The organism is Caldimonas sp. (assembly GCF_046291045.1).
In the GTDB taxonomy this organism is placed as follows: Bacteria; Pseudomonadota; Gammaproteobacteria; order Burkholderiales; family Burkholderiaceae_C; genus Caldimonas.
Window position 1 is genome coordinate 1 of record NZ_JBKBSL010000027.1, and the last position, 21,161, is coordinate 21,161.

Consider the following 21,161-nt stretch of genomic DNA (forward strand, 5'->3'; position numbering starts at 1 on the left):
CAGATCGGCGCTGATGCGCGCTTCGAGCCGGGCGGTGGTGGAGTGGGCAGCCATGGGATGGTCCTCCTGACGCCAATCATACGGCAAATTGCCGTACATTGCCAGCCGGCATGTGGGGCCGCCTGCGGCTTGCTGCTGCGCTTGGGCGGCGAAGGCGCGGGCGCGGCCTTTTCAGCCGGCGCCCCCGGGCTGGGCAGATCGGGAAAGAGCGCATCCTGCATGGCCCGCTGGATACGGTTGTTCACAGGGTGCTGCCCCGCGACAGGGAACCGGCCGGCCCGGTGAGGGCACCAACGGGGGTCAAAGAGGAGAACCGCATGACCGCAGACGAAACCCGCGCCATCGTGACGATCAGCCTGCTGGCCGCTTTTGCCGATGGCAGCAAACACGAGCGCGAACGCGCCGAGATCCGCCGCATTGCCGAGGGACTGGCGGGCGATGACGGCCTCCATGTGCCCACGCTGGTGCAGGACGTGCTGATGAAGCGCGTGACGGTGGCCTCGGCCGCGTCGGCGCTGTCCAGCGCCGAGTCGCGTCAGCTGGCCTACGAGATGGCGGTGGGCGTGTGCGACGCGGATGGAGCCCAGTCTCCCGCCGAGCAGGCGTTTCTGGCCAACCTGGCCCGGGCGCTGAACTTGGAGGCAGGCGTGGCCGCGACGATCTCCCAGCAGGCCGAAACCCTGGCGACCGTGCCGATGAGCGCGCCCGCGCCGGCATCGGCACAGGCTCCCACGACGGCAACGGCCCGACCGGCCGTGAACGAGGCGGAACTCGATTCGGCCATCCTCAACGCGGCCATCCTCAACGGGGCGCTGGAGCTGCTGCCGGAGTCGATCTCGACCCTGGCCATCATCCCTCTGCAGATGAAGCTGGTCTACCGCATCGGCAAAGCCTACGGCTACGAGCTGGATCGCGGGCACATCAAGGACTTCCTCGCCACGGCAGGGGTGGGCCTGACCTCGCAGTACCTCGAGCAAGCCGGGCGCAAGCTCATCGGCGGGCTGCTGGGCTCGGTGGGCGGTGGGCTGCTGCGCGGGCTGGGCAAGCAGGCGGTCAGCTCGGGCATGAGCTTCGTGGCCACCTATGCCCTGGGCCATGTGGCCAAGCGCTACTACGCCGGTGGGCGCGTGCTGTCGGCCCAGATGCTGAAGGAAGCCTATGCTGGTATGACGCGCGAGGCCCAGGGTCTGCACTCGCGCTACCTGCCGCAAATGCAGGAACGGGCCCGCACCCTGGATGCCACCCAGGTGATGAACCTCGTCCGCCAGGGTTGAGTGCCGTGGGCGCGTCCTCCTGGCCTCGCCCCCGGGGCGGCGACAATCTGTTCTTTGCCCTGCTGCCAGACGAGCCAGCACAGGCCAAGATTCAAGCCGTGGTCGACGATCTGGCGGCTCGAGGGGTGTTCCAGCGCCGCCCAGTGCCGAGGCACTGCTGGCACATCACGCTGCTTTACATCGGCCGCTTCGACGGGGTGCCCGCCGACGTGGTCGAGGCGGCCGGTGCAGTGGCCGCCCGTGTTGGGATGAAGCGTCTGCACATCTGCTTGGACCGGCTGCTGAGCTTCGACGGCCGGCCAGGCCATCACCCCCTGGTGCTGTGCCCGAGCCGGGACAGCGCGCCGCTGCGGCATTTGCACGTGGCGCTGGCCGATCACGGACGGCGGCTGGGGTTGGTGCGCCACTCCGGATCCTTCGCGCCCCACCTCACGCTGGGCCGCGAACCCATGCATCTGCTGCCCGAGGACGTGGCCCCCATCTGCTGGCGGGCGCGGGATGTCGTGCTGGTGCACAGCCTGGTCGGGCAGCGCCATCATGTCGTGCTCGGACGCTGGGGCACTTGAACGCAGGGGCAGGGCGCCGACAGGCCGCTCGCATGGGCGAGCCCCGTGCCGGATCGTGCTAGAAACAGGGCTTTGCAAGAATCCGTCCTGTCGATGCGTGTCCTTTTCAGTCTCGCCGCTGTGCTGGCCGTCCTGGCGATCGTGGCCGTGCTGGCGAAGAAGCCACTGACCCAGGTGGCGCTGCCTGCTGCGCCCGCCGCCGATACGCCGGCATCCGCGCCCCCCCGGGGCACACCGTCGCAGCAGCTCGAGCAGCTTCGCCAGGGGCTGGATCAGGCCCTGCAGCAGCCCGCGCGCAAGGTGGACGAATGAGCGAGGAACAGCGTCAGCGCGACGAGTACGCCATGCGCATCGCGCTCGACCAGGCCCATAACGCCTGGCTGGTGGGCGAGGTTCCGGTGGGTGCGGTGGTGATGCGCGAGGGCCAGGTGATTGCCACCGGCTACAACCGGCCCATCACCGAACACGACCCCACGGCGCACGCCGAGATCGTCGCGCTGCGCCATGCGGCCCAGTTGCTCGGCAACTACCGCTTGCCCGAGTGCGAGCTCTACGTCACCTTGGAGCCCTGCGCGATGTGTGCGATGGCCCTGATGCATGCGCGCCTCAAGCGCGTGGTCTTCGGCGCCGCCGACCCCAAGACCGGCGCGGCCGGCTCGGTGCTGGATCTCTTCGGCGAGCCGCGTCTGAACCATCACACGCAGGTTCAGGGCGGCGTGCTTGCCCAAGCCTGTGGCCAGGTGCTGCGCGACTTCTTTGCCGAGCGTCGTGCCGCCTACCGGCAGCGGCGCCAGGCCGGCGCGTCGCGCCCCGGGCAGGATGAAGCCGCCGCGGACGATGCCCCCATCCCGACCGGCGAGGTCAGCGAGTGTCCCGATCTGGAGCCCCCCCGTTGAAGTTTCATGAACACGCCCACGCCGCCCCGGCGCCCCACACCCTGGTGCTTTTCTCGCCCTCTGGTGTGGTGGCACACCGTGCGGTCGCCCGCCGGGCGATGGCGCGGCTGCGCCAACATGGTTTCCAGGTGAGCCTGGACGAGGACGCGCTGGCGCGCCACCAGCGCTTTGCCGGCGATGACGACACCCGTCTGGCCGCGCTCCACCGCGTGGCCGACGCAGGCAGCGACGTCGCGATGGCGCTGCGCGGAGGCTATGGCCTGACCCGGCTGCTCGATCGACTCGACTACCGGCGCATCGGGCGCAGCATTGAGCGCGGTACACGCTGGGTCGGCCACAGCGACTTCACCACCTTGCAACTGGCCTTGCTCGCCCATGGGGTGGAGGGCGTGACCTACGCCGGACCGATGGCCTGCTTCGACTTTGGCGCCGACATGGTGGACGAGGTCACGCAGGACTGCTTCCTCGAGGCCATGCGCGGCGAGCTCGAGGCTGTGGGGTTCCGTACCGAGGCCGGATTCGACGGGCTGGAGGTGAAAGGGCGCCTGTGGGGGGGCAATCTGTGCATGGTGAACGCCTTGCTGGGCACGCCGCACTGGCCCCGGGTCAAGGGCGGCATCCTCTTCCTGGAAGACGTGAACGAGCACCCCTACCGGATCGAGCGCGACCTGCTGCAACTGCATCAGGCCGGCGTGCTCGACGCGCAGAAGGCCATCGTCCTGGGCCGCTTCACCGACTTCAAGCCCTCGCCGCTGGACCGGGGCTATACGCTCAAGTCGGTGGTGGCCCATGTGCGCAGCCTCACGCGCACGCCGGTGCTCACGGGCCTGCCCTTCGGCCATGTGGCGACCAAGGTGACCCTGCCGGTGGGTGCCAAGGTGCAACTGGTGGTACAGGGGCGTGACGCGCTGATCGCATGGTGATTCCCTCCGGAGCATCCCGCCTGGAGAAGGCTTGCAGGCTTCATGCAGAATGCGCCGCATGAGATGCGTGTTGGGTCTGCTGCTGTGGTGCGCGGCGCTGCCGGTGTGGGCGGCACACGGATACGCCTTGTGGGGCGACCTGAAGTATCCGGCAGGTTTCGCTCACTTCGACTACGTCAACCCCGAGGCCCCCAAGGGTGGTGAGCTGCGCCTGGTGAGCAACCTGCGCGTGTCCACCTTCGACAAATACAACCCTTTCACGTTGCGAGGCAGTGCACCGGCCTACCTGTCGGCGCTGATGTTCGAGTCGCTGCTGATCGGCTCGCTCGACGAGACGGCCAGCGGCTATGGCCTGCTGGCCGAAAGCGTCGACGTGGCCCCGGACGGCCTGAGCGCGACCTTCCGGCTGCGGCGCGAAGCCCGTTTCCACAATGGTTCGCCCGTGCTCGCCAAGGATGTCAAGCACAGCTACGACACCCTGATGGGGCCGCACACCTCCCCGGCCTACAAGACCTTGCTGGCCGACGTGGCAGGGCTCGATGTCTTGGACGAGCGCACGGTGCGCTATCGCTTCTTGCGGCCCAACCGCGAATTGCCGCTGACCGTGGGCGGCCTGCCCGTGTTCAGCCACGAATGGGGACAGGGCAAGTCTTTCGACCAGGTGGTGATGGACACGCCCATCGGCAGCGGGCCTTACCGGATCGGCCCGGTGCGCTTCGGCAAGGACATCACCTATGTGCGCGACCCCGACTATTGGGGGCGCAACCTGAACGTTCGCCGCGGCACGGTCAACTTCGACCGCATCACGGTGAAGATCTACAAGGACAACACCGCGCGACTGGAGGCACTCAAGGCCGGCGAGTTCGACATGATGCGCTTTTTCTCGGCGGGCGACTGGACACGGCGTCTCACCGGCCGGCGCTTCGATTCGGGCGAACTGGTCAAGGGAGAGTTCCGGCACCGCCTGCCCTCGGGCTTCCAGAGCTTCGTGCTCAACACCCGCCGTGACAAGCTCAAAGACATCCGGGTGCGCGAAGCCCTGGGCCTGGCCTTCGATTACGAGTGGATGAACCGGCAGCTCTTCTACAACAGCTACCAGCGGGTGACGGGCTTGTTCGGCAACACCGCCTGTCAGGCCCAGGGCAAACCTTCGCCCGAGGAGCTGGCCCTGCTCGAACCCTGGCGCAACCGGCTGCCGGCGACGGTGTTCGGCCCGATGTACGCGCCCCCCCGCACCGACGGGGAGCATTCGCTGCGGGCCAACCTGCGTCGTGCCAAGGCCTTGCTGGCCGAAGCGGGCTGGACGGTGCAAGAGGGCGTGCTGCGCAATGCCCGGGGGGAACCCATGGTGCTGGAGTACCTGGACAGCAACGAGGCCGGCGCGCGCGTCGTGATGCCCTGGGCTCGCAACCTCGAGAAGCTGGGCATCCGGCTGGTCTATCGTGCAGTGGATTTCGCGCTCTTCCAGCAGCGCTTGCGGGAGTTCGATTTCGACATCATGACCATCGCCTTCCAAGGCACGCACAACCCCGGCAGCGAGTATGCCGATCTCTTCGGCAGCCAGGCGGCGCGGACGCCCGATTCAGGCAACTATGCCGGCGTGAGCCATCCGGCCGTCGATGCCCTGATCGAGCGCATGAGTGGGGCGCGCACCCAGGCTGAACTGCTGCCAGCCTGCCGTGCGCTCGAACGGGTCATCGCGCACAGTCACTACCTCATCCCCCAGTGGACAGCCGCCACGCACCGCATCGCCTACAACCAATGGCGGCTGGCGCGTCCGCAGACGGTGCCCCCTTACATTCAGGGTGAGGACTGGGCCATGTTCACCTGGTGGGCCAAGTAAGCCATGTGGTCGTACATCCTCAAGCGAGTGCTGCTGATGGTCCCCACGCTGCTGGGGGTGCTGCTCATCACCTTCATCGTGGTGCAGTTCGTGCCGGGCGGCCCGGTGGAGCAGTACCTGGCCGAAGCCCGTGCCGCGCCGGGTGCCGGCGGTGAGGGCGGTGCCTTGGCCTACCGCGGCGCCCAGGGCGTGGACCCCAAGCGCCTGGAGGAGATCAAGGCGCTCTACGGCTTCGACAAGCCCGCCCACGAGCGCTTTTTGCAGATGCTCGGCCAGTTCATCCGCTTCGACCTGGGCCAGAGCTTCTTCCAGAACAAGGACGTGTGGGCGCTGATCGTCGAGAAGCTGCCAGTGTCGATCAGCCTGGGGATGTGGACCTTTCTCCTGAGCTACGGCGTGGCCGTGCCGCTGGGCGTGGCCAAGGCGGTGCGTGCCGGCTCGCGCTTCGACCTCGTGACCACCCTGCTCGTGCTGGTGGGCTATGCCATTCCCGGCTTCGTGCTCGGCGTGGCACTGCTGGTGATCTTCGGGGGGCAGTTGCAGTGGTTCCCGCTGCGCGGGCTGACCTCGGGCAATTGGGAGGAACTGAGCTGGGGGGCGCGCATCGTGGACTACCTCTGGCACATCACGCTGCCGGTCACGGCGATGGTGCTGGGCAGCTTTGCGGTGACCACCATGCTCACCAAGAACGCCTTCCTGGAGGAGATCCGCAAGCAGTATGTGCTGACCGCGCGCGCCAAGGGCCTGGGCGAGCGCCAGGTGCTGTGGAAGCATGTCTTCCGTAACGCACTCATCCCCATCGTCACGGGCTTTCCGGCGGCCTTCGTGGGCGCCTTCTTCACGGGCGCATTGCTGATCGAGACCCTGTTTTCCCTCGACGGCCTGGGCCTCCTGAGTTACGAGAGCGTGATCCGGCGCGACTATCCGGTGGTGCTGGGCACGCTGTACCTGTTCACGCTGATCGGTCTGGTCACCAAGCTGATCAGCGACCTCTGCTACGTTTGGGTGGACCCGCGTGTCAAGTTCGACTGACCCTGTGCGCTCCGTGGCTTCGAACAGCCCCACCCGGCGGGCCTGGCGGCGCTTTTGCCGCAACCGGCTCGGGTTCTGGAGCCTGGTGATCTTCTGCACCCTGGTCGTGCTCAGCCTCTTCGCCGAGGTGTTGTCGAATGACCGGCCGCTGCTGGTGCGTTACGAAGGCCGGTTCTACCTGCCGCTCCTGCATGATTATCCAGAGACGGTGTTCGGTGGCGACTTCGAGACGCCCACCGACTACCTGGACCCCTTCATCCGCGAGCAGCTCAGCCAGGGCGGCAACTGGGCGATCTATCCGCCCAACCCCTATGGCCCGCGCACGATCAACTACTTCGCCAAGGAACCCAACCCCTCTGGCCCGTCGCGCGACAACTGGCTGGGCACCGACGACCGGGGGCGTGACATGCTGGCCCAGCTCATCTATGGCTTCCGGGTGAGCGTGCTGTTCGCGCTGGCGCTCACGGCCATCGGCGTCGTGCTGGGGGTGGCGGCGGGGGCCGTCCAGGGCTTCTTCGGCGGGCGCATCGACCTGACGATGCAGCGCCTCATCGAGATCTGGGCCTCGATGCCGGAGCTCTATTTGCTCATCATTTTCAGCGCGATGTTCGCCCCTAGCCTCGGACTGCTGCTGGTGCTGCTGAGCCTGTTCGGCTGGATGGGGCTGTCGGACTACGTGCGCGCCGAATTCCTGCGCAACCGGCAGATGGACTACGTGCGTTCGGCGCGTGCGCTGGGCGTGGGCCATGCCCAGATCATCTGGCGCCACATCCTGCCCAACAGCCTCACGCCGGTGGTGACCTTCCTGCCCTTCCGCATGAGCGCAGCCATCCTGGCGCTGACCTCGCTGGATTTCCTGGGGCTGGGGGTGCCGCCCGACACGCCGTCGTTGGGTCAGCTGCTCAATCAAGGCAAGGCCAACATCGATGCCTGGTGGATCTCCTTGTCCACCTTCGGCGTGCTCGTGCTCACCCTGCTGCTGCTGACCTTCATGGGCGATGCGCTGCGCAACGCGCTGGATCCGCGCGTGCCCGACCCGCCTGAACCTCAGCGCGGGCGTCCGGCGACGACGACAGCTCCCAGGGAGGCCAAAGCATGAGCGGGATGCTGCTGGAAGCGCGCGACCTGCGCGTGAGCTTTGGCGGCCGGCAAGTGGTGCACGGCGTGGACTTGCACGTCAAGCCGGGCGAGAAGCTGGCCCTCGTGGGCGAGTCCGGCTCGGGCAAGACCGTCACGGCCCTGAGTCTGCTGCGTCTGCTGCCGTCGGCCCAGGTCGAGGGCCAGGCCTGGCTGCATGGGCGCAGTGGTGAGCGGCGCGACCTGCTCGCGCTGAGCGAGCGTGAGCTCAGGGCAGTGCGCGGCGAGGACGTGGCCGTGATCTTCCAAGAGCCGATGACGGCGCTCAACCCGCTCTACACCGTGGGCGATCAGATCGTCGAGGTGCTGCAGCTCAAGAAGGCGCTGCCTGCGGCCCACGCCTGGGAGCGGGCCGTGCAGCTGCTGGCCGACACCGGCATCCCCGAGCCCGAACGGCGCGCGCGGGCCTACCCGCACCAGCTTTCGGGCGGCCAGCGCCAGCGCGCGATGATCGCAATGGCGCTGGCGGGCGAGCCCCGCCTGCTGCTGGCCGACGAGCCCACCACCGCGCTGGACGTGACCCTGCGCGGCCAAATCCTGGACCTGTTGGACGAACTGCAGCGCCGCCGCGGCATGGCGGTGCTGATGATCACGCACGACCTCCACCTGGTACGCCGATTCGCCGACCGGGTGGCCGTGATGGAGAACGGCATCCTCGTCGAGGAAGGCACGGTGGCCGAGGTCTTCGGTCGGCCCCGGCATCCCTACACCCGCAAGCTCATCGACAGCCGTCCCGAACGCAACGTCGTCGATGCGGTGGCCGCGTCGTCCTCGCAAGGCAGCCTGCTGCACACCCGTGACCTTCGGGTGGTCTATCCCGTGCCGCGGCCGGGCCTGCGGGGATGGTTTCGCCGCGGCGAGTTCGTGGCGGTCAAAGGCGCGAGCCTGATGCTCGCGCCTGGGCAGACCTTGGGGGTGATCGGTGAATCCGGGTCAGGTAAATCCACCTTGGCGCTGGCGGTGCTGGGACTCCTGCCCAGCGCAGGTGAACTGCGGCTCGACGGAAAGTCCTGGCAGGGTTCGCCGCGGGTCGACCGGCCCTTGCGTCGTGTGGCCCAGGTGGTTTTCCAGGACCCGTTTTCCTCCCTGTCGCCGCGCATGACGGTGGAGGAGCTCGTCGGCGAGGGCTTGCGGGTGCATGAGCCTGGGCTCGATGTCAACGCCCGCCGCGAGCGGGTCCGGCAAACCCTGGCCGATGTGGGCCTCACCGAAGCCCAGTTCCCGGGGCTGCTCGAGCGCTATCCGCATGAGTTCTCAGGAGGGCAGCGCCAGCGCCTGGCGATCGCCCGCGCGCTGATCGTGAAACCGCAGTTGCTCGTGCTGGACGAGCCCACCAGTGCGTTGGACGTGACCATCCAGAAACAGGTGCTGGGCCTGCTGCAAAGGCTGCAGCGCGAGCACGGCTTGGCCTATTTGCTCATCACCCACGACGTGGACGTGATCCGTGCGATGGCCCACCACGTCATGGTGATGAAGGACGGCAAGGTGGTCGAAGCTGGCGAGATGCACGAAGTGCTCGACACGCCGCGCCACCCCTACACCCAGCGACTCGTGGCCGCAGCCACCGTCCCCGCCCCCGCCTGAGCTTCGAGAACCTCTCGTCGTCGCTCAGGCCGCCAGAGGCCAACCCTCGTCCTCCCGGCGAGCCAGGCGCTCGAGCTCGTCACACACCTGGGCCAAGGTGCCGCACAAGGCGGTGCGGCGCCGGTCCTCCGGATCGACAGCCACCTTCAGGACCGACGTCGATGCGAGGCCCGTCGGCGGGTTCACCAAGCCGTCGTCGTCCAGCGACACCCGCACCAGCACGGCGGCCGCACTGGCCGGGGTCTGCACTCGCACTTCCCAGTGCCGACCACGACCGGGCAAGAGGCTCAGGCGGACCTCCGCTGGGCTGTCGTCCCAGCGCGTTAGGGCCGGACGCACGACAAGCACGTGGGCGGCGTGGCGGCGGGCGGCACGCGAGAGCGCCCGCCAGGCCGGCGGCGACATCTCCTGGGCCCACAGCACGAGCAGGCCCGCGGGGTGGGCCCGCAGCCACAGGAGCCCCGCCTCGACGATGCCTCGGGGGTCGGCGCCGGGCCAGCAGCAAGTGAGATGCCTGTCGAGCAACGACAACCTCGGGTCATGCGGCAGGCTCCGCGGCGGCTGAACCAGGGCCAGGGGGCGTCCCTCTTGCACGCCGCGTCGGATGGCATCTGCCAACAGCCGCCATTCGGCTTCACCGACCTGCGGGCTGCAGACCTCCAACACCTGACCGGCCAGCCAGCCCCCGCCAGGCAAGGCGGCATCGAGGAGAGCGTGGCCCGTGGGCAGACAGTGGCGGGCGGCCGGCCTGGCCTGCAGCCGCAGGCGTTGCCACCAGGGTGTGGGGGAAGAAGCGTCGCTCATGTCCATCTCCGAAGATCAACCAACCACATGACATTCGGCAGGATTGGGACGGGTGCTCCGCCAGCGGCGCAGCGGGCCGGGCTGCAGGGCCTGTGCGAAAGAACCCCCCTTTCGCACCTGCGCCCACCACCTGCAGCGGGCCGGAAACGAGGGGGCTACATCAGCATCGTGTTGCGGATAAGACCCACGGCAATGCCTTCGAGCTCGAAGTCCTGTCCGGGCTCGACGACGATGGTGGGGTAGTCGGGGTTCTCGGCCAGCAGTTCGATGTGACCGCGCTGGCGGCGCAGGCGTTTGACCGTGACCTCGTCGCCCAGGCGGGCCACGACGATCTGGCCGTTCTTGGCCTCGCGCGTGGCCTGCACGGCCAGCAAGTCGCCGTCGAGGATGCCAGCATCGCGCATGCTCATGCCGCGCACCTTCAGCAGGAAATCGGGCCTGCGCTGGAACAGGCCGGCCTCGACGTGGTAGGTCTGGTCGATGTGCTCCTGCGCCAGGATGGGGCTGCCCGCGGCGACGCGGCCCACCAGGGGCAGGGCGAGCTGGGCCAGCCCCGGCAGCGGCAGGCTGAACTGACGGATGCGCGACTCGGCCAGCGAGCGCAATGTGTCAGACTTGAGCCGGATGCCCCGCGAGGTGCCTCCCACCAGCTCGATGACCCCCTTGCGGGCCAGGGCCTGGAGGTGCTCCTCGGCGGCATTGGGAGAGCGAAAACCGAGTTCGGCGGCGATCTCGGCCCTCGTGGGGGGAGCGCCGGTGCGCTCGATCGCGCTCTGGATGAGCTCGAGGATTTGCTGCTGGCGGGCCGTGAGCTTGGGGGTCTCGAACGTGTCCATGGGCGTGGTGAGGGGGTGAGTGACTCCATCGCCTGGGCGGGCGCTGACAGCGCTTCGCTCCGAGCGCAACCTGGCTGCACACTCACTGTCTGTACATCCAGTATCTGTATTTTTATCCAGCTTCAGGAAAAATGCAAAACAGGCACAAGACCATCGTGGTCATCGGCACGGGCGGCACGATCGCCGGCACGGCCGCCAGTGCGGCTGACCACACCGGCTACACCGCCGCCCAGATCAACGTCGCGCAGTTGCTGGCCGCCGTGCCGACCCTGTCCGGCCAACCCCTGGAGGTGCTCCAGCTCGCCCAGGTGGACAGCAAGGACATGGATTTCGGCGTGTGGCGCGCGCTGGCCCTGGCCGTGGACCAGGCCGTGGCGCGGCCCGAGGTGGCCGGGGTCGTCATCACGCACGGCACCGACACCCTGGAGGAGACCGCCTGGTTTCTACAGGCCGTGCTGGCACCGGCCAAGCCGGTGGTGCTGACGGCGGCCATGCGCCCGTCCACTGCGTTGTCGGCCGACGGGCCGCAGAACCTGGCCGATGCGGTGGCCGTGGCAGCCTGGCCGCAGGCCCGGGGCGTGGTGGCCGTGCTGGCGGGGCGAGTGCACGGGGCGGCCGATGTGCGCAAGGCCCATACCTACCGGGTCGACGCCTTCGATTCGGGCGACGCTGGCCCGGTGGCGCTGGTGGAGGAGGGCCGGCTGCGCATCCTGCGCCCCTGGCCGCAAGGCCCTGCAACTGGCGTGCAGAGTCTGCTGGCCCTGGAGCCCACGGCCTGGCCCTGGGTAGAGATCGTCACGAGCGGAGCCGGGGCCCAGGCGCGGGCCGTGCAGGCCCTGGTGCGCGCCGGTGTGCGCGGACTCGTGGTGGCAGGCACTGGCAACGGCACCATCCACTCAGCCCTCGAATCCGCCTTGACCGAGGCCCAGGGGCAGGGGGTGACGGTGTGGCGTGCCAGCCGTTGCGGCATGGGGCCGGTGCTCGGAGATCATCCGCGGGGATGGCCCTCGGCCGGCAGCTTCACCCCGGCCAAAGCCCGTGTGGCGCTGATGCTGGAGCTGATGCGGGCCTGAGCCCTTCGTTCAGACCACGCTGAGACGCACGTCGATGTTGTTGCGCGTGGCGTTGGAGTAGGGGCACACCTGATGGGCCGCCTGCACCAGGGCTTCGGCCAGGGCGCGATCCATGCCAGGGATCGACACGGCCAGATCGACCTCGATGCCGAAGCCCTGAGGGGTGGGGCCGATGCCCACTTTCGCCGTGATCGCGGTGTCGGCGGGTAGCGCGATTTTGCGCTGGGCGGCGACGAACTTCATCGCGCCGATGAAGCAAGCCGAATAGCCCGCCGCAAACAGTTGCTCTGGGTTGGTGCCAGGGCCGCCAGCGCCGCCCAGCTCTTTGGGGGTGCTCAGCTGCACGTTCAGTGCGCCATCGGACGACACCGAACGGCCATCTCGGCCTCCGGTGGAGGTGGCCTGAGCTTGATAGAGCACTTTCTCGAGGGGCATGGTCTTCCTTTCTGTGTGGATAGGTCAGGGGTCTCAGGCTGCCCGCCGCTTCGCGGAGGCGGGAGCCGGGTAGGTGGTGCGCAGGCTCAAGCGCTGGCGCAGCCCGTGCAGGCGCTGGCGCAACTCGGCGATCTCCTCCAGGCTGCAATGGGTGGCACAAGCCACTTCGAGCGGCACCTGGACGGCGGCCTCCCGCAAGGCCTCGCCCGCAGGGGTGAGGTGCACGATCACGCGGCGCTCATCGGTGGTGTCGCGGCGGCGGACCACCCAACCGGCTGATTGCAAGCGCTTGAGCAGGGGCGTGAGCGTGCCGGAATCGAGGAACAGCCGCTCGCCCAATTCGCTCACCGTCTGCCCGCCGTGCTCCCAGAGAACCAGCATCACCAGGTACTGCGGGTAGGTCAGGCCCAGCCGGTCGAGCAGGGGTTTGTAGAGCTTGGTCATCGCCAGCGACGCGGCGTAGAGCGCAAAGCACAACTGATTGTCGAGCCGCAGCAGGCCCTGGGTGTCGGCGGCAGAAGGGGTCGAACTCGGCATTCTTGAATGATATTACAAAATTAAATTGTGCGCAATTGCATTCCTGGAAAGCTCTGCCGTGACGATTCGACCAGGATTGGACAGTGCCGACCGGCTCAGACGGCCAACCGCTCCAAGTGTTCGCTCAGTTCGAGCCAGCGCGTCTCGAGTTGCTCGATCTGCTCGCAGATCTCTTTGAGGCGGCGACCCTGCACCGCCCATTGCTCCGGGGCGCCCTCGCCCCCCGACAGCGCCGCTTCGAGATCCGCCTTCTCCTGACCCAGGGTCGCCAGCCGTTCGTCGATGGCGGCCAGTTCCTTCTTCAGGGGACGGGCTAGCTCGATGCGTTGCTGACGTTGCGGGTCGCGCCGGTTGTGCCGAGCGGGGCGGGCGGCCGCGACCGGTGCCGCAAGCGCGGCCGGCGCCTGATGGTGCGCTTGGGCACGCTCGCGGCCCTGGTCCAGCAGCCAGCGCTGGTAGTCGTCGAGGTCGCCATCGAAGGGGCTCACGCTGCCGTGCGCGACCAGCCAGAACTCGTCGCAGACCTCGCGCAACAGGGCGCGGTCGTGGCTGACCAGCATCACCGTGCCCTCGAATTCGTTGAGCGCCAGGCTCAGGGCCTCGCGGGTGGGGAGGTCCAGGTGGTTGGTCGGTTCGTCCAGCAGCAGCAGGTTGGGGCGCTGCCACACCAGCAGGGCCAGCACCAGGCGGGCCTTTTCGCCACCGCTCATGCTGCCCACAGGCTGCATCACCATGTCGCCCACGAAGCGGAACTGGCCGAGAAAGTCGCGCAGTTCCTGCTCGCGCGCCGCGGGGCCCACCTCGCGGGCCAGGTGGATCATGTGCTGCAACGGCGAATCGGCCGGTTGCAGCACGTCCAGCTCCTGCTGGGCGAAGTAGCCGATGGCCAAGCCCTTGCCTTCGGTGATGCGCCCGGACAGCAGCGGCAGGCTGCGGGCGATGGTCTTGACCAGCGTGGACTTGCCCTGGCCGTTGGCCCCGAGGATGCCGATACGCTGGCCGGCCAGCACCGAACGGTTCACGTTGCGCAAGATGAGCGTGTCGCCCTCGGGGTTGCGGTAGCCCATGCCGGCGCCGTCGAGCACCAGCATGGGGTTGGGCAGGTTGCTCGGCTCGCGGAACTCGAAGTGGAAATCCGCCGCGGTGAGCACCGGGGCAAGTCTTTCCATGCGCGCCAGCGCCTTGACTCGGCTTTGCGCCTGCCGGGCCTTGCTGGCCTTGGCCTTGAAGCGTTCGATGAAGCGCGACAGCTGCGCGATGCGCTCATGCTGGCGCTCGAAGGCCGCCTGCTGCTGGGCCATGCGCTCGGAGCGCATCTCCTCGAAGCGGGTGTAGTTGCCGGTGTAGCGGGTCAGGCGGGCGTCTTCCAGGTGCACGGTCACGCGGGTAACCGCATCGAGAAACTCGCGGTCGTGGCTGATGATGATCAGCGTTCCCTCGAAGCGCTGCAGCCAGGCTTCCAACCAGACCAGGGCGTCGAGGTCCAGGTGGTTGGTGGGCTCGTCCAGCAGCATCAGGTCGGCCGGGCACATCAGCGCGCGCGCCAGTTGCAGTCGCATGCGCCAGCCGCCGGAGAAGCTGTTGACCGGGGCATCGAGCTCGGCAGGGGTAAAGCCCAAGCCCAGCAGCAGCGCCTGCGCGCGAGCGCGGGCGTCGAAGCCGCCAGCCTGATCGATGCGGTGATGGGCCTCGGCGATGGCCATACCATCGTCGTTGGCCTCGGCCTGGGCCAGCGCCGCCTGAGCTGCTTGCAGCACGCGGTCGCCGGCCAGTACGAAGTCGGTGGCGCCCTGGCTGGTCTCCGGCATGTCCTGGGCCACTTCGGCCACTTGCCAGTGGGCAGGCACCTCGGCCTGGCCGGCATCGGCCTGCAGCCTGCCGGTGAGCAAGGCGAAGAGCGAAGACTTGCCGGCGCCATTGCGTCCCACCAGGCCCACCTTCTCGCCGGGATTCAAGGTGAGCGAGGCCCCTTCGAGCACGACCTTCGTGCCGCGGCGCAGGGTGAGGTTCTTGAGCTGGATCATCGGGGCAGGCTCTGAGCGGCCAGGGCTTCGCGCGTGAGCAGCACCACCATGTCGGGACCGGCGCTGGTGTCGAGCCACACGGCTTCGAGCAGGGGGAAGGCCGCCTCGAAATGGGCGCGCTCGTGGCCGATCTCCAGCACGAGCACGGCGTGGTCGTTCATGTGTACCGGCGCATCGCGCAGGATGCGACGGATCAGGTCCATCCCATCGTCGCCGCCAGCCAGGGCAAGTTCGGGTTCGGCCTGATATTCGGCCGGCAGCGCCGCCATCGACAGCGTGTTCACATAGGGCGGGTTGCACAGGATGAGGTCATAGCGGCCGGGCAGGGCTTCGAAGAGGTCACTGCGCACCAGGCGGATGCGCTCGGCCAAGCCATGGCGCTCGACGTTGATGCGCGCCACGGCCAGGGCGTCGTCGCTGAGGTCGGCAGCATCCACCTGCACGTCCGGATAGGCCATGGCCGCGAGCACCGCCAGGCTGCCGTTGCCGGTGCACAGGTCGAGCACGGCGCGGGTGTGTTCACCCAGCCAGGGGTCGATGCTGCCGTCGGCCAGCAGTTCGGCGATGAAGGAGCGCGGCACGATGACGCGTTCGTCGACGTAGAAGCGCACGCCCTGCAGCCAGGACTCCTGCGTGAGGTAGGCCGCAGGCACGCGGGTGGTGATGCGCTCGTCGATCAAGGCGTTCACACGCGCTTGGTCGGCGCGGTCGAGCTCTCTTGCCGCAACGCCGTCGAGGTCGTCCAGCGGCAAGCCCAGAGCCCACAGGGTGAGCCAGGCGGCCTCGTCGCGGGCATTGGTGGTGCCATGTCCAAACGAAACGCCCGCCTCGTCGAGGCGGGCGGCCATGCGCTCGATCATCTCGAGAACGGTCATGCGATCAGGGCTTCCAGGATCTTGCGATAGATGTTCTTCAGGGGGTCGAGGTGGGCCACTTCCACGCCCTCGTTGATCTTGTGGATGGTGGCGTTGCGTGGCCCGAACTCGATCACCTGGGGGCAGATCTGCGCGATGAAACGGCCATCCGATGTACCGCCGGTGGTGGACAGCTCGGGCGTGAGGCCGGTTTCGGTGCGGATGGCGGCCACCACGGCCTCGCTGAGGTCGCCCGGCTCGGTGAGGAAGGGCAAGCCACCCAGCGTCCAGACCAGTTCGTACTCCAGGCCATGCCGGTCGAGCACTTCGTGCACCCGGGCCTTCAGGCCTTCAGGGGTGGATTCGGTGCAGTAGCGGAAGTTGAAATCGACCACCAGCTCGCCGGGGATGACGTTGGTGGCGCCGGTGCCCGCATGCAGGTTGGAGATCTGCCAGCTGGTGGGCGGGAAGTAGGCATTGCCACGATCCCATTCGATGGCGGCGAGTTCGGCCAGGGCCGGCGCAGCCTGGTGCACCGGGTTGCGCGCCAGATGAGGGTAGGCGATATGACCCTGGATGCCCTTGACCGTGAGCCGGCCTGACAGCGAACCGCGACGGCCGTTCTTGATCATGTCGCCCAGACGCTCGACCGAGGTGGGTTCACCGACGATGCAGTAGTCCAGCCGTTCGCCGCGCGCTCGCAGCCAGTCGCAGACCTTGACAGTCCCGTCGTTGGCCGGGCCTTCCTCATCGCTGGTGATCAGAAAGGCGATGGAGCCGCGGTGGTCGGGATGGGCGGCCACGAACTCCTGCACGGCCACCACCATCGCTGCGATCGAGCTCTTCATGTCGGCCGCACCACGGCCATGCAGCAGGCCGTCGCGGTGGGTAGGGGTGAAGGGGTCACTGAGCCAGCGCTCCAGGGGGCCGGTGGGCACCACGTCGGTGTGGCCGGCGAACACCAGCAGCTTGCCCTCGCGGCCGGCGCGGCCCTCGCGCTTGGCCCACAAGTTGGTCACGCGGAAATCGGACGGGCCGAAGACCAGCGTCTCGCAGGCAAAGCCCAGCGGGATGAGCCGCTCGGTGATCAGGGCCTGGCAGCCGGCATCGGACGGTGTGACCGAAGGCCGGGCGATCAGGGCTTCGGTGAGGCGCAGGGTGTCGGTCATGGGATGGGGGCCGCAGCGTGCTGAACTTCAGCGCAGCACGCCAAAGCCAGTGGTGCCATAGCCGCTGGGGCGCTCGTCGTTGCGCACGTCCAGCGTGATCTCGGTGAAAGACGGTCCGTCCTCGATCTCTTCCTTCTTCGGGGTGAGCTTGCTCTGGCCCGTCATGTCGTTTTGCAGACGCCACATCAGGTTGGTGGGCGAGTCCGCGTAGGCCAGGCCCTCCTCGCGCGTGACGCGGCCTTCGTTGATCAGACGGGCGATATCGGCCTCGAAGGTCTGCGAGCCCTCGGCCAGGGATTTCTCCATCGCCTCCTTCACGCCGGTGAGGTCTCCCTTCTCGATCAGTTCGGCCACCAGCTTGGTGTTGAGCAACACTTCCACGGCCGGGATGCGCCCGCCGGTGACGGCGCGCATCAGGCGCTGTGAGACGATGGCCTTCAGGCCCGAGCCCAGGTCCGACAGCATGGCGGGGCGCGCCTCGGGGGTGTAGAACGACATGATGCGGCTCAGCGCGTGATAGCTGTTGTTGGCGTGCATCGTCGACAGCACCAGGTGACCGGACAGAGCGTATGAAAGCGCCGCAGTCATGGTTTCGCGGTCGCGGATCTCGCCAATCATGATGCAGTCAGGAGCCTGACGCAGGGCGTTCTTCAAGCCGATCTGCAATGACTGGGTGTCCCGCCCCACCTCACGCTGGTTGACCACCGATTTCTTGTTCGTGAACAGAAACTCGATCGGATCCTCGATGGTGAGGATGTGCCCGGCCACCTGCTGATTGCGGTGCTCCAGCATGGCAGCCAAGGTGGTGCTCTTGCCGGTTCCGGTGGCGCCGACCAGCAGGATCAGCCCGCGCTTTTCCAGGATCAGGCTGGTGAGGATGTCGGGCACATTGAGCGATTCCAGCGAGGGAATGGTGCTCGGGATGCAGCGGAACACCGCAGCGACCGAGCCGCGCTGCTTGAAGGCGCTCAGGCGGAAGCTGGCCACGCCGGGCAGCACCACCCCCAGGTTCAACTCCCCTGTTTCGTCGAGCTCCTCCATCTGGGTGGGGGTGAGCACCTCGGCGAGCAACTGGCGCGGCTGCTGAGGGGTGAGGGGCTGATCGCTGACCTGCAGGATCTGCCCATGGATCTTGATGAGGATGGGCGTTTTGGCCGACAGATAGACATCCGACGCCTGCTTGTCGGCCATCAGGCGCAGCACGCGCTCCATGTTGCCACCGCTCATCGCCATCCTCCTCGTCGTAGGTGTGTCGGGTGCGCCAGGGTGGACCTCAGGCGCGCAGCAGGTCGTTGATGCTGGTCTTGGATCGGGTCTGGGCGTCCACGCGCTTGACGATCACCGCGGCATACAAGCTGTAGGCCTGGCCGGCGGCCGTCGTCTTGGGTAGGTTGCCGCTCACGACCACCGAGCCGGCCGGCACGCGACCGTAAGTGATCTCGCCGGTCTCACGGTTGAAGATGGGGGTGCTCTGGCCGATGTACACGCCCATGCCCAGCACGGAGTTCTCTTCGACGATCACGCCTTCCACCACCTCGGAGCGTGCGCCGATGAAGCAATTGTCCTCGATGATGGTTGGGTTGGCCTGCAGCGGTTCGAGCACACCGCCGATGCCCACCCCCCCCGAGAGGTGCACGTTCTTGCCGATCTGGGCGCAAGAGCCCACGGTGGCCCAGGTGTCAACCATGGTGCCTTCGTCCACGTAGGCGCCGATGTTCACGTACGAGGGCATGAGCACCACGTTCCTGGCGATGTAGCTGCCGCGGCGCGCCACCGCAGGGGGCACGACACGCACGCCGGTGGCTCGCATCTCTTCGTCGCTGAGGTGGGCGAACTTCGTGGGCACCTTATCGAAGAAGCCCAGGTCGCCGGCGCGCATGGCGACGTTGTCGTGCAGGCGGAAGCTCAACAGCACGGCCTTCTTGATCCACTGGTGGGTGGTCCAGGCACCGTCGATCTTCTCGGCCACGCGCAGGCGGCCCTTGTTCAGGTCGGCGATCACGGATTCAACGGCCTCGCGCACCTCGGGGGCGGCAGCAGAAGGCGACAGGGCGGCGCGGTCGTCCCAGGCCTGGTTGATGACGGCTTCGAGGGCTTGGCTCATGGATGCAGACTCTTGAGTGGATCAGAGGGAACGGACATAGGCGGCGATGCGCTCGGCAGCCTCGACGCATTCGTCGAGCTCGGCCACCAGCGCCATGCGGATGCGGCCGGCGCCAGGGTTCAGGCCGTGCGCCTCGCGCGCAAGGAAGCTGCCGGGCAAGACCGTCACATTGTATTGAGCCAGCAGCCCCCGGGCGAACTCGGTGTCGCTTTGCCCCAGGGCCTCGGGCACCTTGGCCCACAGGTAGAAGCCGGCATCGGGCAGGGCCACGTCCAGCACCCGGGCCAGCATGGGGGTGACGCGGGTGAACTTGGCTCGGTACTGCTCGCGGTTGACCACCACATGAGCCTCGTCGTTCCAGGCGGCGATGCTGGCCTGTTGCACCACCGGGCTCATCGCGCTGCCGTGGTAGGTGCGGTACAGCGAGAAAGCCTTCAGGAGCCGGGCGTCGCCGGCCACGAAGCCCGAGCGCAGGCCCGGCACGTTGGATCGCTTGGACAGGCTGGTGAACGCCACGAGGTTGCGCAGATCCTGGCGGCCGAGCCTGACGGCGGCTTCCAGCCCGCCCAGCGGCGGTTCGTCACGGAAGTAGATCTCGGAGTAGCACTCGTCCGAGGCGATCACGAAGCCGTGCCGGTCGCTCAGTTCGAACAGCCGCGCCCATTCGTCCAGCGGCATCACCGCGCCGGTGGGATTGCCCGGCGAGCAAACGTAGACAAGCTGGGTGCGTGACCAGGTGTCGTCCGACAGGGCTGACCAGTCGCAGGCGAAGTTGCGCGCCGGGTCGCTGTTGGCGAAGGCCGTGTCGGCGCCGGCCAGCAAGGCGGCGCCTTCGTAGATTTGATAGAAGGGGTTGGGGCAGACCACGATGGGGCCGCCGGCCTCGCGGTGCCGCGTCGGATCGATGACGGTCTGGGCGAAGGCGAACAACGCCTCGCGCGAGCCGTTGACCGGCAGCACTTGGGTGACCGGATCCAGGGTCACGCCGTAGCGGCGCTGCACCCAACCGGCCATGGACTCGCGCAGGGCCGGCTGGCCCACTGTGGCCGGATAGTGGGCCAGGCCGTCGAGAGAATCCGCCAGCACCTGGCGAATGAAAGGCGGTGTGGGGTGCTTGGGCTCCCCAATGCCCAGGCTGATGGGCCGCAGGGCCGGGTTGGGCGTGAGGTCGCGGGTCAGGGCGCGCAGCCGTTCGAACGGATAGGGCTGGAGGCGGGCGAGCAGGGGGTTCATGGGCGGTGATTATCCCTGCTCGGCCCGCCGGTGCGCTCCGGCTTGACGCCTCCCCGGGGTGCTCCGATCATGGACCCATGAACACCTTGGGTTGGCGCGATCTGCGTTTTGCGCTGGCTTGGACCATGCTGTGGGGCATCGGTGCAGCGGCGCGTGGCACTCGCCCTGGACGGCCTGGGGCGCGCAACCTGCAGCGGCATTCCGACCACCACATGCACGCCGGCAAACCCTATGCCAGCCTGGAGCCCCTGCCGGGGCCGCAATTGCCCACCGGCTATGCGGGCTGCATCTGGCTGGCGATGGTGCCGCCGCTGTGGTTCCGGCTCATGCACCCGCGTCTGGCCCGGTGGCAGCCGGCACCGGCTTGAGCCGTGCGCCGCACTTCAGCCCAGCAGGCCCGATTCCGACGCATGCTGCGGCAGCTCGATGCGCGGCTGGGGCTTCCAGCCCTTCTTGCGATGCTCGACCACCACGTTGGTGTAGATGCCGCCGCGCACATACCACTTGGCCGTGATGCGCAGGAAGCGCGGCTCGATGGCCTTGACGATGTCATCGAGAATGTCGTTGGTGACCTTCTCGTGGAAGGCCCCCTCATTGCGGTAGCTCCACATGTACATCTTCAGGCTCTTGAGCTCGACGCATAGCTTGTCGGGAATGCAGTCGATCGTGAAGTGTGCGAAGTCGGGCTGGCCGGTCAGCGGGCAGTGGCAGGTGAACTCGGGGACCTGGAACTGGATCACGTAGTCGCGCTTCGGGCTGGGATTCGGGAAGATATGCAGCTCCTTCGAAGGCGCCGAAGGCGGGTTGGGCGGCATCTCGCGCTGCCGGGGAGCGGTG

General features: G+C 67.8%; 22 protein-coding genes. 11 read left to right on the forward strand and 11 right to left on the reverse strand.

Features of this window, described 5'->3' with window-relative positions; all coding sequences use genetic code 11:
• The first annotated feature begins 317 nt into the window (after window positions 1–317).
• The 9 genes from ACK4ZD_RS10835 to ACK4ZD_RS10875 all read left to right on the forward strand — a co-directional run bounded on the left by ACK4ZD_RS10835 (window position 318) and on the right by ACK4ZD_RS10875 (window position 9,255).
• On the forward strand, window positions 318–1,274 hold the full coding sequence (locus ACK4ZD_RS10835) for a YcjF family protein (RefSeq protein WP_409661637.1): 957 nt from the start codon (window positions 318–320) through the stop codon (window positions 1,272–1,274).
• Between the two features lie 5 nt (window positions 1,275–1,279).
• Entirely contained in the window at window positions 1,280–1,840 is a 561-nt protein-coding gene (locus tag ACK4ZD_RS10840; protein ID WP_409661640.1) for a 2'-5' RNA ligase family protein, read from the forward strand.
• Between the two features lie 72 nt (window positions 1,841–1,912).
• A complete protein-coding gene (locus tag ACK4ZD_RS10845; protein WP_409661643.1) occupies window positions 1,913–2,152 on the forward strand; it encodes a hypothetical protein in 240 nt (79 codons plus the stop codon).
• Window positions 2,149–2,736, forward strand: a complete 588-nt coding sequence (gene tadA, locus ACK4ZD_RS10850; RefSeq protein WP_409661646.1) for a tRNA adenosine(34) deaminase TadA — start codon at window positions 2,149–2,151, stop codon at window positions 2,734–2,736. Before ACK4ZD_RS10845 ends, tadA begins: the two co-directional genes overlap by 4 nt.
• Window positions 2,733–3,659: an LD-carboxypeptidase gene (locus tag ACK4ZD_RS10855; protein WP_409661649.1), complete on the forward strand. Its 927-nt coding sequence runs from the start codon at window positions 2,733–2,735 to the stop codon at window positions 3,657–3,659. The genes tadA and ACK4ZD_RS10855 overlap by 4 nt, the downstream gene beginning before the upstream one ends.
• A gap of 58 nt (window positions 3,660–3,717) precedes the next feature.
• Window positions 3,718–5,502, forward strand: a complete 1,785-nt coding sequence (locus tag ACK4ZD_RS10860; RefSeq protein ID WP_409661652.1) for an extracellular solute-binding protein — start codon at window positions 3,718–3,720, stop codon at window positions 5,500–5,502.
• 3 nt (window positions 5,503–5,505) lie between these two features.
• Entirely contained in the window at window positions 5,506–6,534 is a 1,029-nt protein-coding gene (locus ACK4ZD_RS10865) for a microcin C ABC transporter permease YejB (protein ID WP_409661655.1), read from the forward strand.
• Window positions 6,518–7,633 (forward strand): ABC transporter permease, encoded by a 1,116-nt coding sequence (locus tag ACK4ZD_RS10870; RefSeq protein WP_409661658.1) that lies wholly within the window; start codon window positions 6,518–6,520, stop codon window positions 7,631–7,633. Before ACK4ZD_RS10865 ends, ACK4ZD_RS10870 begins: the two co-directional genes overlap by 17 nt.
• Window positions 7,630–9,255: an ABC transporter ATP-binding protein gene (locus tag ACK4ZD_RS10875; RefSeq protein ID WP_409661661.1), complete on the forward strand. Its 1,626-nt coding sequence runs from the start codon at window positions 7,630–7,632 to the stop codon at window positions 9,253–9,255. The genes ACK4ZD_RS10870 and ACK4ZD_RS10875 overlap by 4 nt, the downstream gene beginning before the upstream one ends.
• Window positions 9,256–9,279: 24 nt before the next feature.
• On the opposite strand, the gene ACK4ZD_RS10880 is transcribed toward ACK4ZD_RS10875, so the two are convergent.
• Complete coding sequence (locus ACK4ZD_RS10880) at window positions 9,280–10,059, reverse strand: hypothetical protein (RefSeq protein ID WP_409661664.1); 780 nt, start codon at window positions 10,057–10,059, stop codon at window positions 9,280–9,282.
• 155 nt (window positions 10,060–10,214) lie between these two features.
• Window positions 10,215–10,895 carry a transcriptional repressor LexA gene (lexA, locus tag ACK4ZD_RS10885; RefSeq protein WP_409661667.1) on the reverse strand — a complete coding sequence of 227 codons (681 nt, stop codon included), beginning with the start codon at window positions 10,893–10,895 and terminating at the stop codon, window positions 10,215–10,217.
• A gap of 131 nt (window positions 10,896–11,026) precedes the next feature.
• Here lexA and ACK4ZD_RS10890 point away from each other — a divergent pair, with 131 nt between their 5' ends.
• Complete coding sequence (locus tag ACK4ZD_RS10890; RefSeq protein ID WP_409661670.1) at window positions 11,027–11,968, forward strand: asparaginase; 942 nt, start codon at window positions 11,027–11,029, stop codon at window positions 11,966–11,968.
• A 9-nt stretch (window positions 11,969–11,977) separates the two neighbouring features.
• Here ACK4ZD_RS10890 and ACK4ZD_RS10895 read toward each other — a convergent pair whose 3' ends face one another.
• The 8 genes from ACK4ZD_RS10895 to dapC all read right to left on the reverse strand — a co-directional run bounded on the left by ACK4ZD_RS10895 (window position 11,978) and on the right by dapC (window position 20,324).
• Window positions 11,978–12,403 carry an organic hydroperoxide resistance protein gene (locus ACK4ZD_RS10895; RefSeq protein ID WP_409661673.1) on the reverse strand — a complete coding sequence of 142 codons (426 nt, stop codon included), beginning with the start codon at window positions 12,401–12,403 and terminating at the stop codon, window positions 11,978–11,980.
• A gap of 33 nt (window positions 12,404–12,436) precedes the next feature.
• A complete protein-coding gene (locus ACK4ZD_RS10900) occupies window positions 12,437–12,940 on the reverse strand; it encodes a MarR family winged helix-turn-helix transcriptional regulator (RefSeq protein WP_409661675.1) in 504 nt (167 codons plus the stop codon).
• A 95-nt stretch (window positions 12,941–13,035) separates the two neighbouring features.
• Window positions 13,036–14,964 carry an ABC-F family ATP-binding cassette domain-containing protein gene (locus tag ACK4ZD_RS10905; protein WP_409661678.1) on the reverse strand — a complete coding sequence of 643 codons (1,929 nt, stop codon included), beginning with the start codon at window positions 14,962–14,964 and terminating at the stop codon, window positions 13,036–13,038.
• Window positions 14,961–15,839, reverse strand: coding sequence for a 50S ribosomal protein L3 N(5)-glutamine methyltransferase (gene prmB / locus ACK4ZD_RS10910; RefSeq protein ID WP_409661681.1), 879 nt, complete (start codon window positions 15,837–15,839; stop codon window positions 14,961–14,963). The genes ACK4ZD_RS10905 and prmB overlap by 4 nt, the downstream gene beginning before the upstream one ends.
• Entirely contained in the window at window positions 15,836–16,987 is a 1,152-nt protein-coding gene (dapE, locus tag ACK4ZD_RS10915; protein ID WP_409661684.1) for a succinyl-diaminopimelate desuccinylase, read from the reverse strand. Before dapE ends, prmB begins: the two co-directional genes overlap by 4 nt.
• Before the next feature lie 27 nt (window positions 16,988–17,014).
• Window positions 17,015–18,214, reverse strand: coding sequence for a PilT/PilU family type 4a pilus ATPase (locus tag ACK4ZD_RS10920; protein WP_409661686.1), 1,200 nt, complete (start codon window positions 18,212–18,214; stop codon window positions 17,015–17,017).
• A 46-nt stretch (window positions 18,215–18,260) separates the two neighbouring features.
• Window positions 18,261–19,091, reverse strand: coding sequence for a 2,3,4,5-tetrahydropyridine-2,6-dicarboxylate N-succinyltransferase (gene dapD, locus ACK4ZD_RS10925; RefSeq protein WP_409661688.1), 831 nt, complete (start codon window positions 19,089–19,091; stop codon window positions 18,261–18,263).
• A 21-nt stretch (window positions 19,092–19,112) separates the two neighbouring features.
• On the reverse strand, window positions 19,113–20,324 hold the full coding sequence (gene dapC / locus ACK4ZD_RS10930) for a succinyldiaminopimelate transaminase (RefSeq protein WP_409661693.1): 1,212 nt from the start codon (window positions 20,322–20,324) through the stop codon (window positions 19,113–19,115).
• Window positions 20,325–20,401: 77 nt separating this feature from the next.
• On the opposite strand from dapC, the gene ACK4ZD_RS10935 reads away from it, so the two are divergent.
• Window positions 20,402–20,692, forward strand: coding sequence for a hypothetical protein (locus ACK4ZD_RS10935; protein WP_409661696.1), 291 nt, complete (start codon window positions 20,402–20,404; stop codon window positions 20,690–20,692).
• Window positions 20,693–20,707: 15 nt separating this feature from the next.
• On the opposite strand, the gene queF is transcribed toward ACK4ZD_RS10935, so the two are convergent.
• Entirely contained in the window at window positions 20,708–21,139 is a 432-nt protein-coding gene (queF, locus tag ACK4ZD_RS10940) for a preQ(1) synthase (RefSeq protein WP_409661733.1), read from the reverse strand.
• Window positions 21,140–21,161: the final 22 nt, after the last annotated feature.

Coding starts and splice junctions, on each gene's coding strand:
- ACK4ZD_RS10935 (WP_409661696.1), top strand. CDS start 20,402: ATGAACACCTTGGGTTGGCGCGATCTGCGTTTTGCGCTGGCTTGGACC.
- ACK4ZD_RS10835 (WP_409661637.1), top strand. CDS start 318: ATGACCGCAGACGAAACCCGCGCCATCGTGACGATCAGCCTGCTGGCC.
- ACK4ZD_RS10920 (WP_409661686.1), bottom strand. CDS start 18,214: ATGAGCGGTGGCAACATGGAGCGCGTGCTGCGCCTGATGGCCGACAAG.
- ACK4ZD_RS10860 (WP_409661652.1), top strand. CDS start 3,718: ATGAGATGCGTGTTGGGTCTGCTGCTGTGGTGCGCGGCGCTGCCGGTG.
- ACK4ZD_RS10875 (WP_409661661.1), top strand. CDS start 7,630: ATGAGCGGGATGCTGCTGGAAGCGCGCGACCTGCGCGTGAGCTTTGGC.
- ACK4ZD_RS10865 (WP_409661655.1), top strand. CDS start 5,506: ATGTGGTCGTACATCCTCAAGCGAGTGCTGCTGATGGTCCCCACGCTG.
- ACK4ZD_RS10905 (WP_409661678.1), bottom strand. CDS start 14,964: ATGATCCAGCTCAAGAACCTCACCCTGCGCCGCGGCACGAAGGTCGTG.
- lexA (WP_409661667.1), bottom strand. CDS start 10,895: ATGGACACGTTCGAGACCCCCAAGCTCACGGCCCGCCAGCAGCAAATC.
- dapE (WP_409661684.1), bottom strand. CDS start 16,987: ATGACCGACACCCTGCGCCTCACCGAAGCCCTGATCGCCCGGCCTTCG.
- ACK4ZD_RS10880 (WP_409661664.1), bottom strand. CDS start 10,059: ATGAGCGACGCTTCTTCCCCCACACCCTGGTGGCAACGCCTGCGGCTG.
- ACK4ZD_RS10900 (WP_409661675.1), bottom strand. CDS start 12,940: ATGCCGAGTTCGACCCCTTCTGCCGCCGACACCCAGGGCCTGCTGCGG.
- prmB (WP_409661681.1), bottom strand. CDS start 15,839: ATGACCGTTCTCGAGATGATCGAGCGCATGGCCGCCCGCCTCGACGAG.
- dapC (WP_409661693.1), bottom strand. CDS start 20,324: ATGAACCCCCTGCTCGCCCGCCTCCAGCCCTATCCGTTCGAACGGCTG.
- dapD (WP_409661688.1), bottom strand. CDS start 19,091: ATGAGCCAAGCCCTCGAAGCCGTCATCAACCAGGCCTGGGACGACCGC.
- tadA (WP_409661646.1), top strand. CDS start 2,149: ATGAGCGAGGAACAGCGTCAGCGCGACGAGTACGCCATGCGCATCGCG.
- ACK4ZD_RS10890 (WP_409661670.1), top strand. CDS start 11,027: ATGCAAAACAGGCACAAGACCATCGTGGTCATCGGCACGGGCGGCACG.
- ACK4ZD_RS10895 (WP_409661673.1), bottom strand. CDS start 12,403: ATGCCCCTCGAGAAAGTGCTCTATCAAGCTCAGGCCACCTCCACCGGA.
- queF (WP_409661733.1), bottom strand. CDS start 21,139: ATGCCGCCCAACCCGCCTTCGGCGCCTTCGAAGGAGCTGCATATCTTC.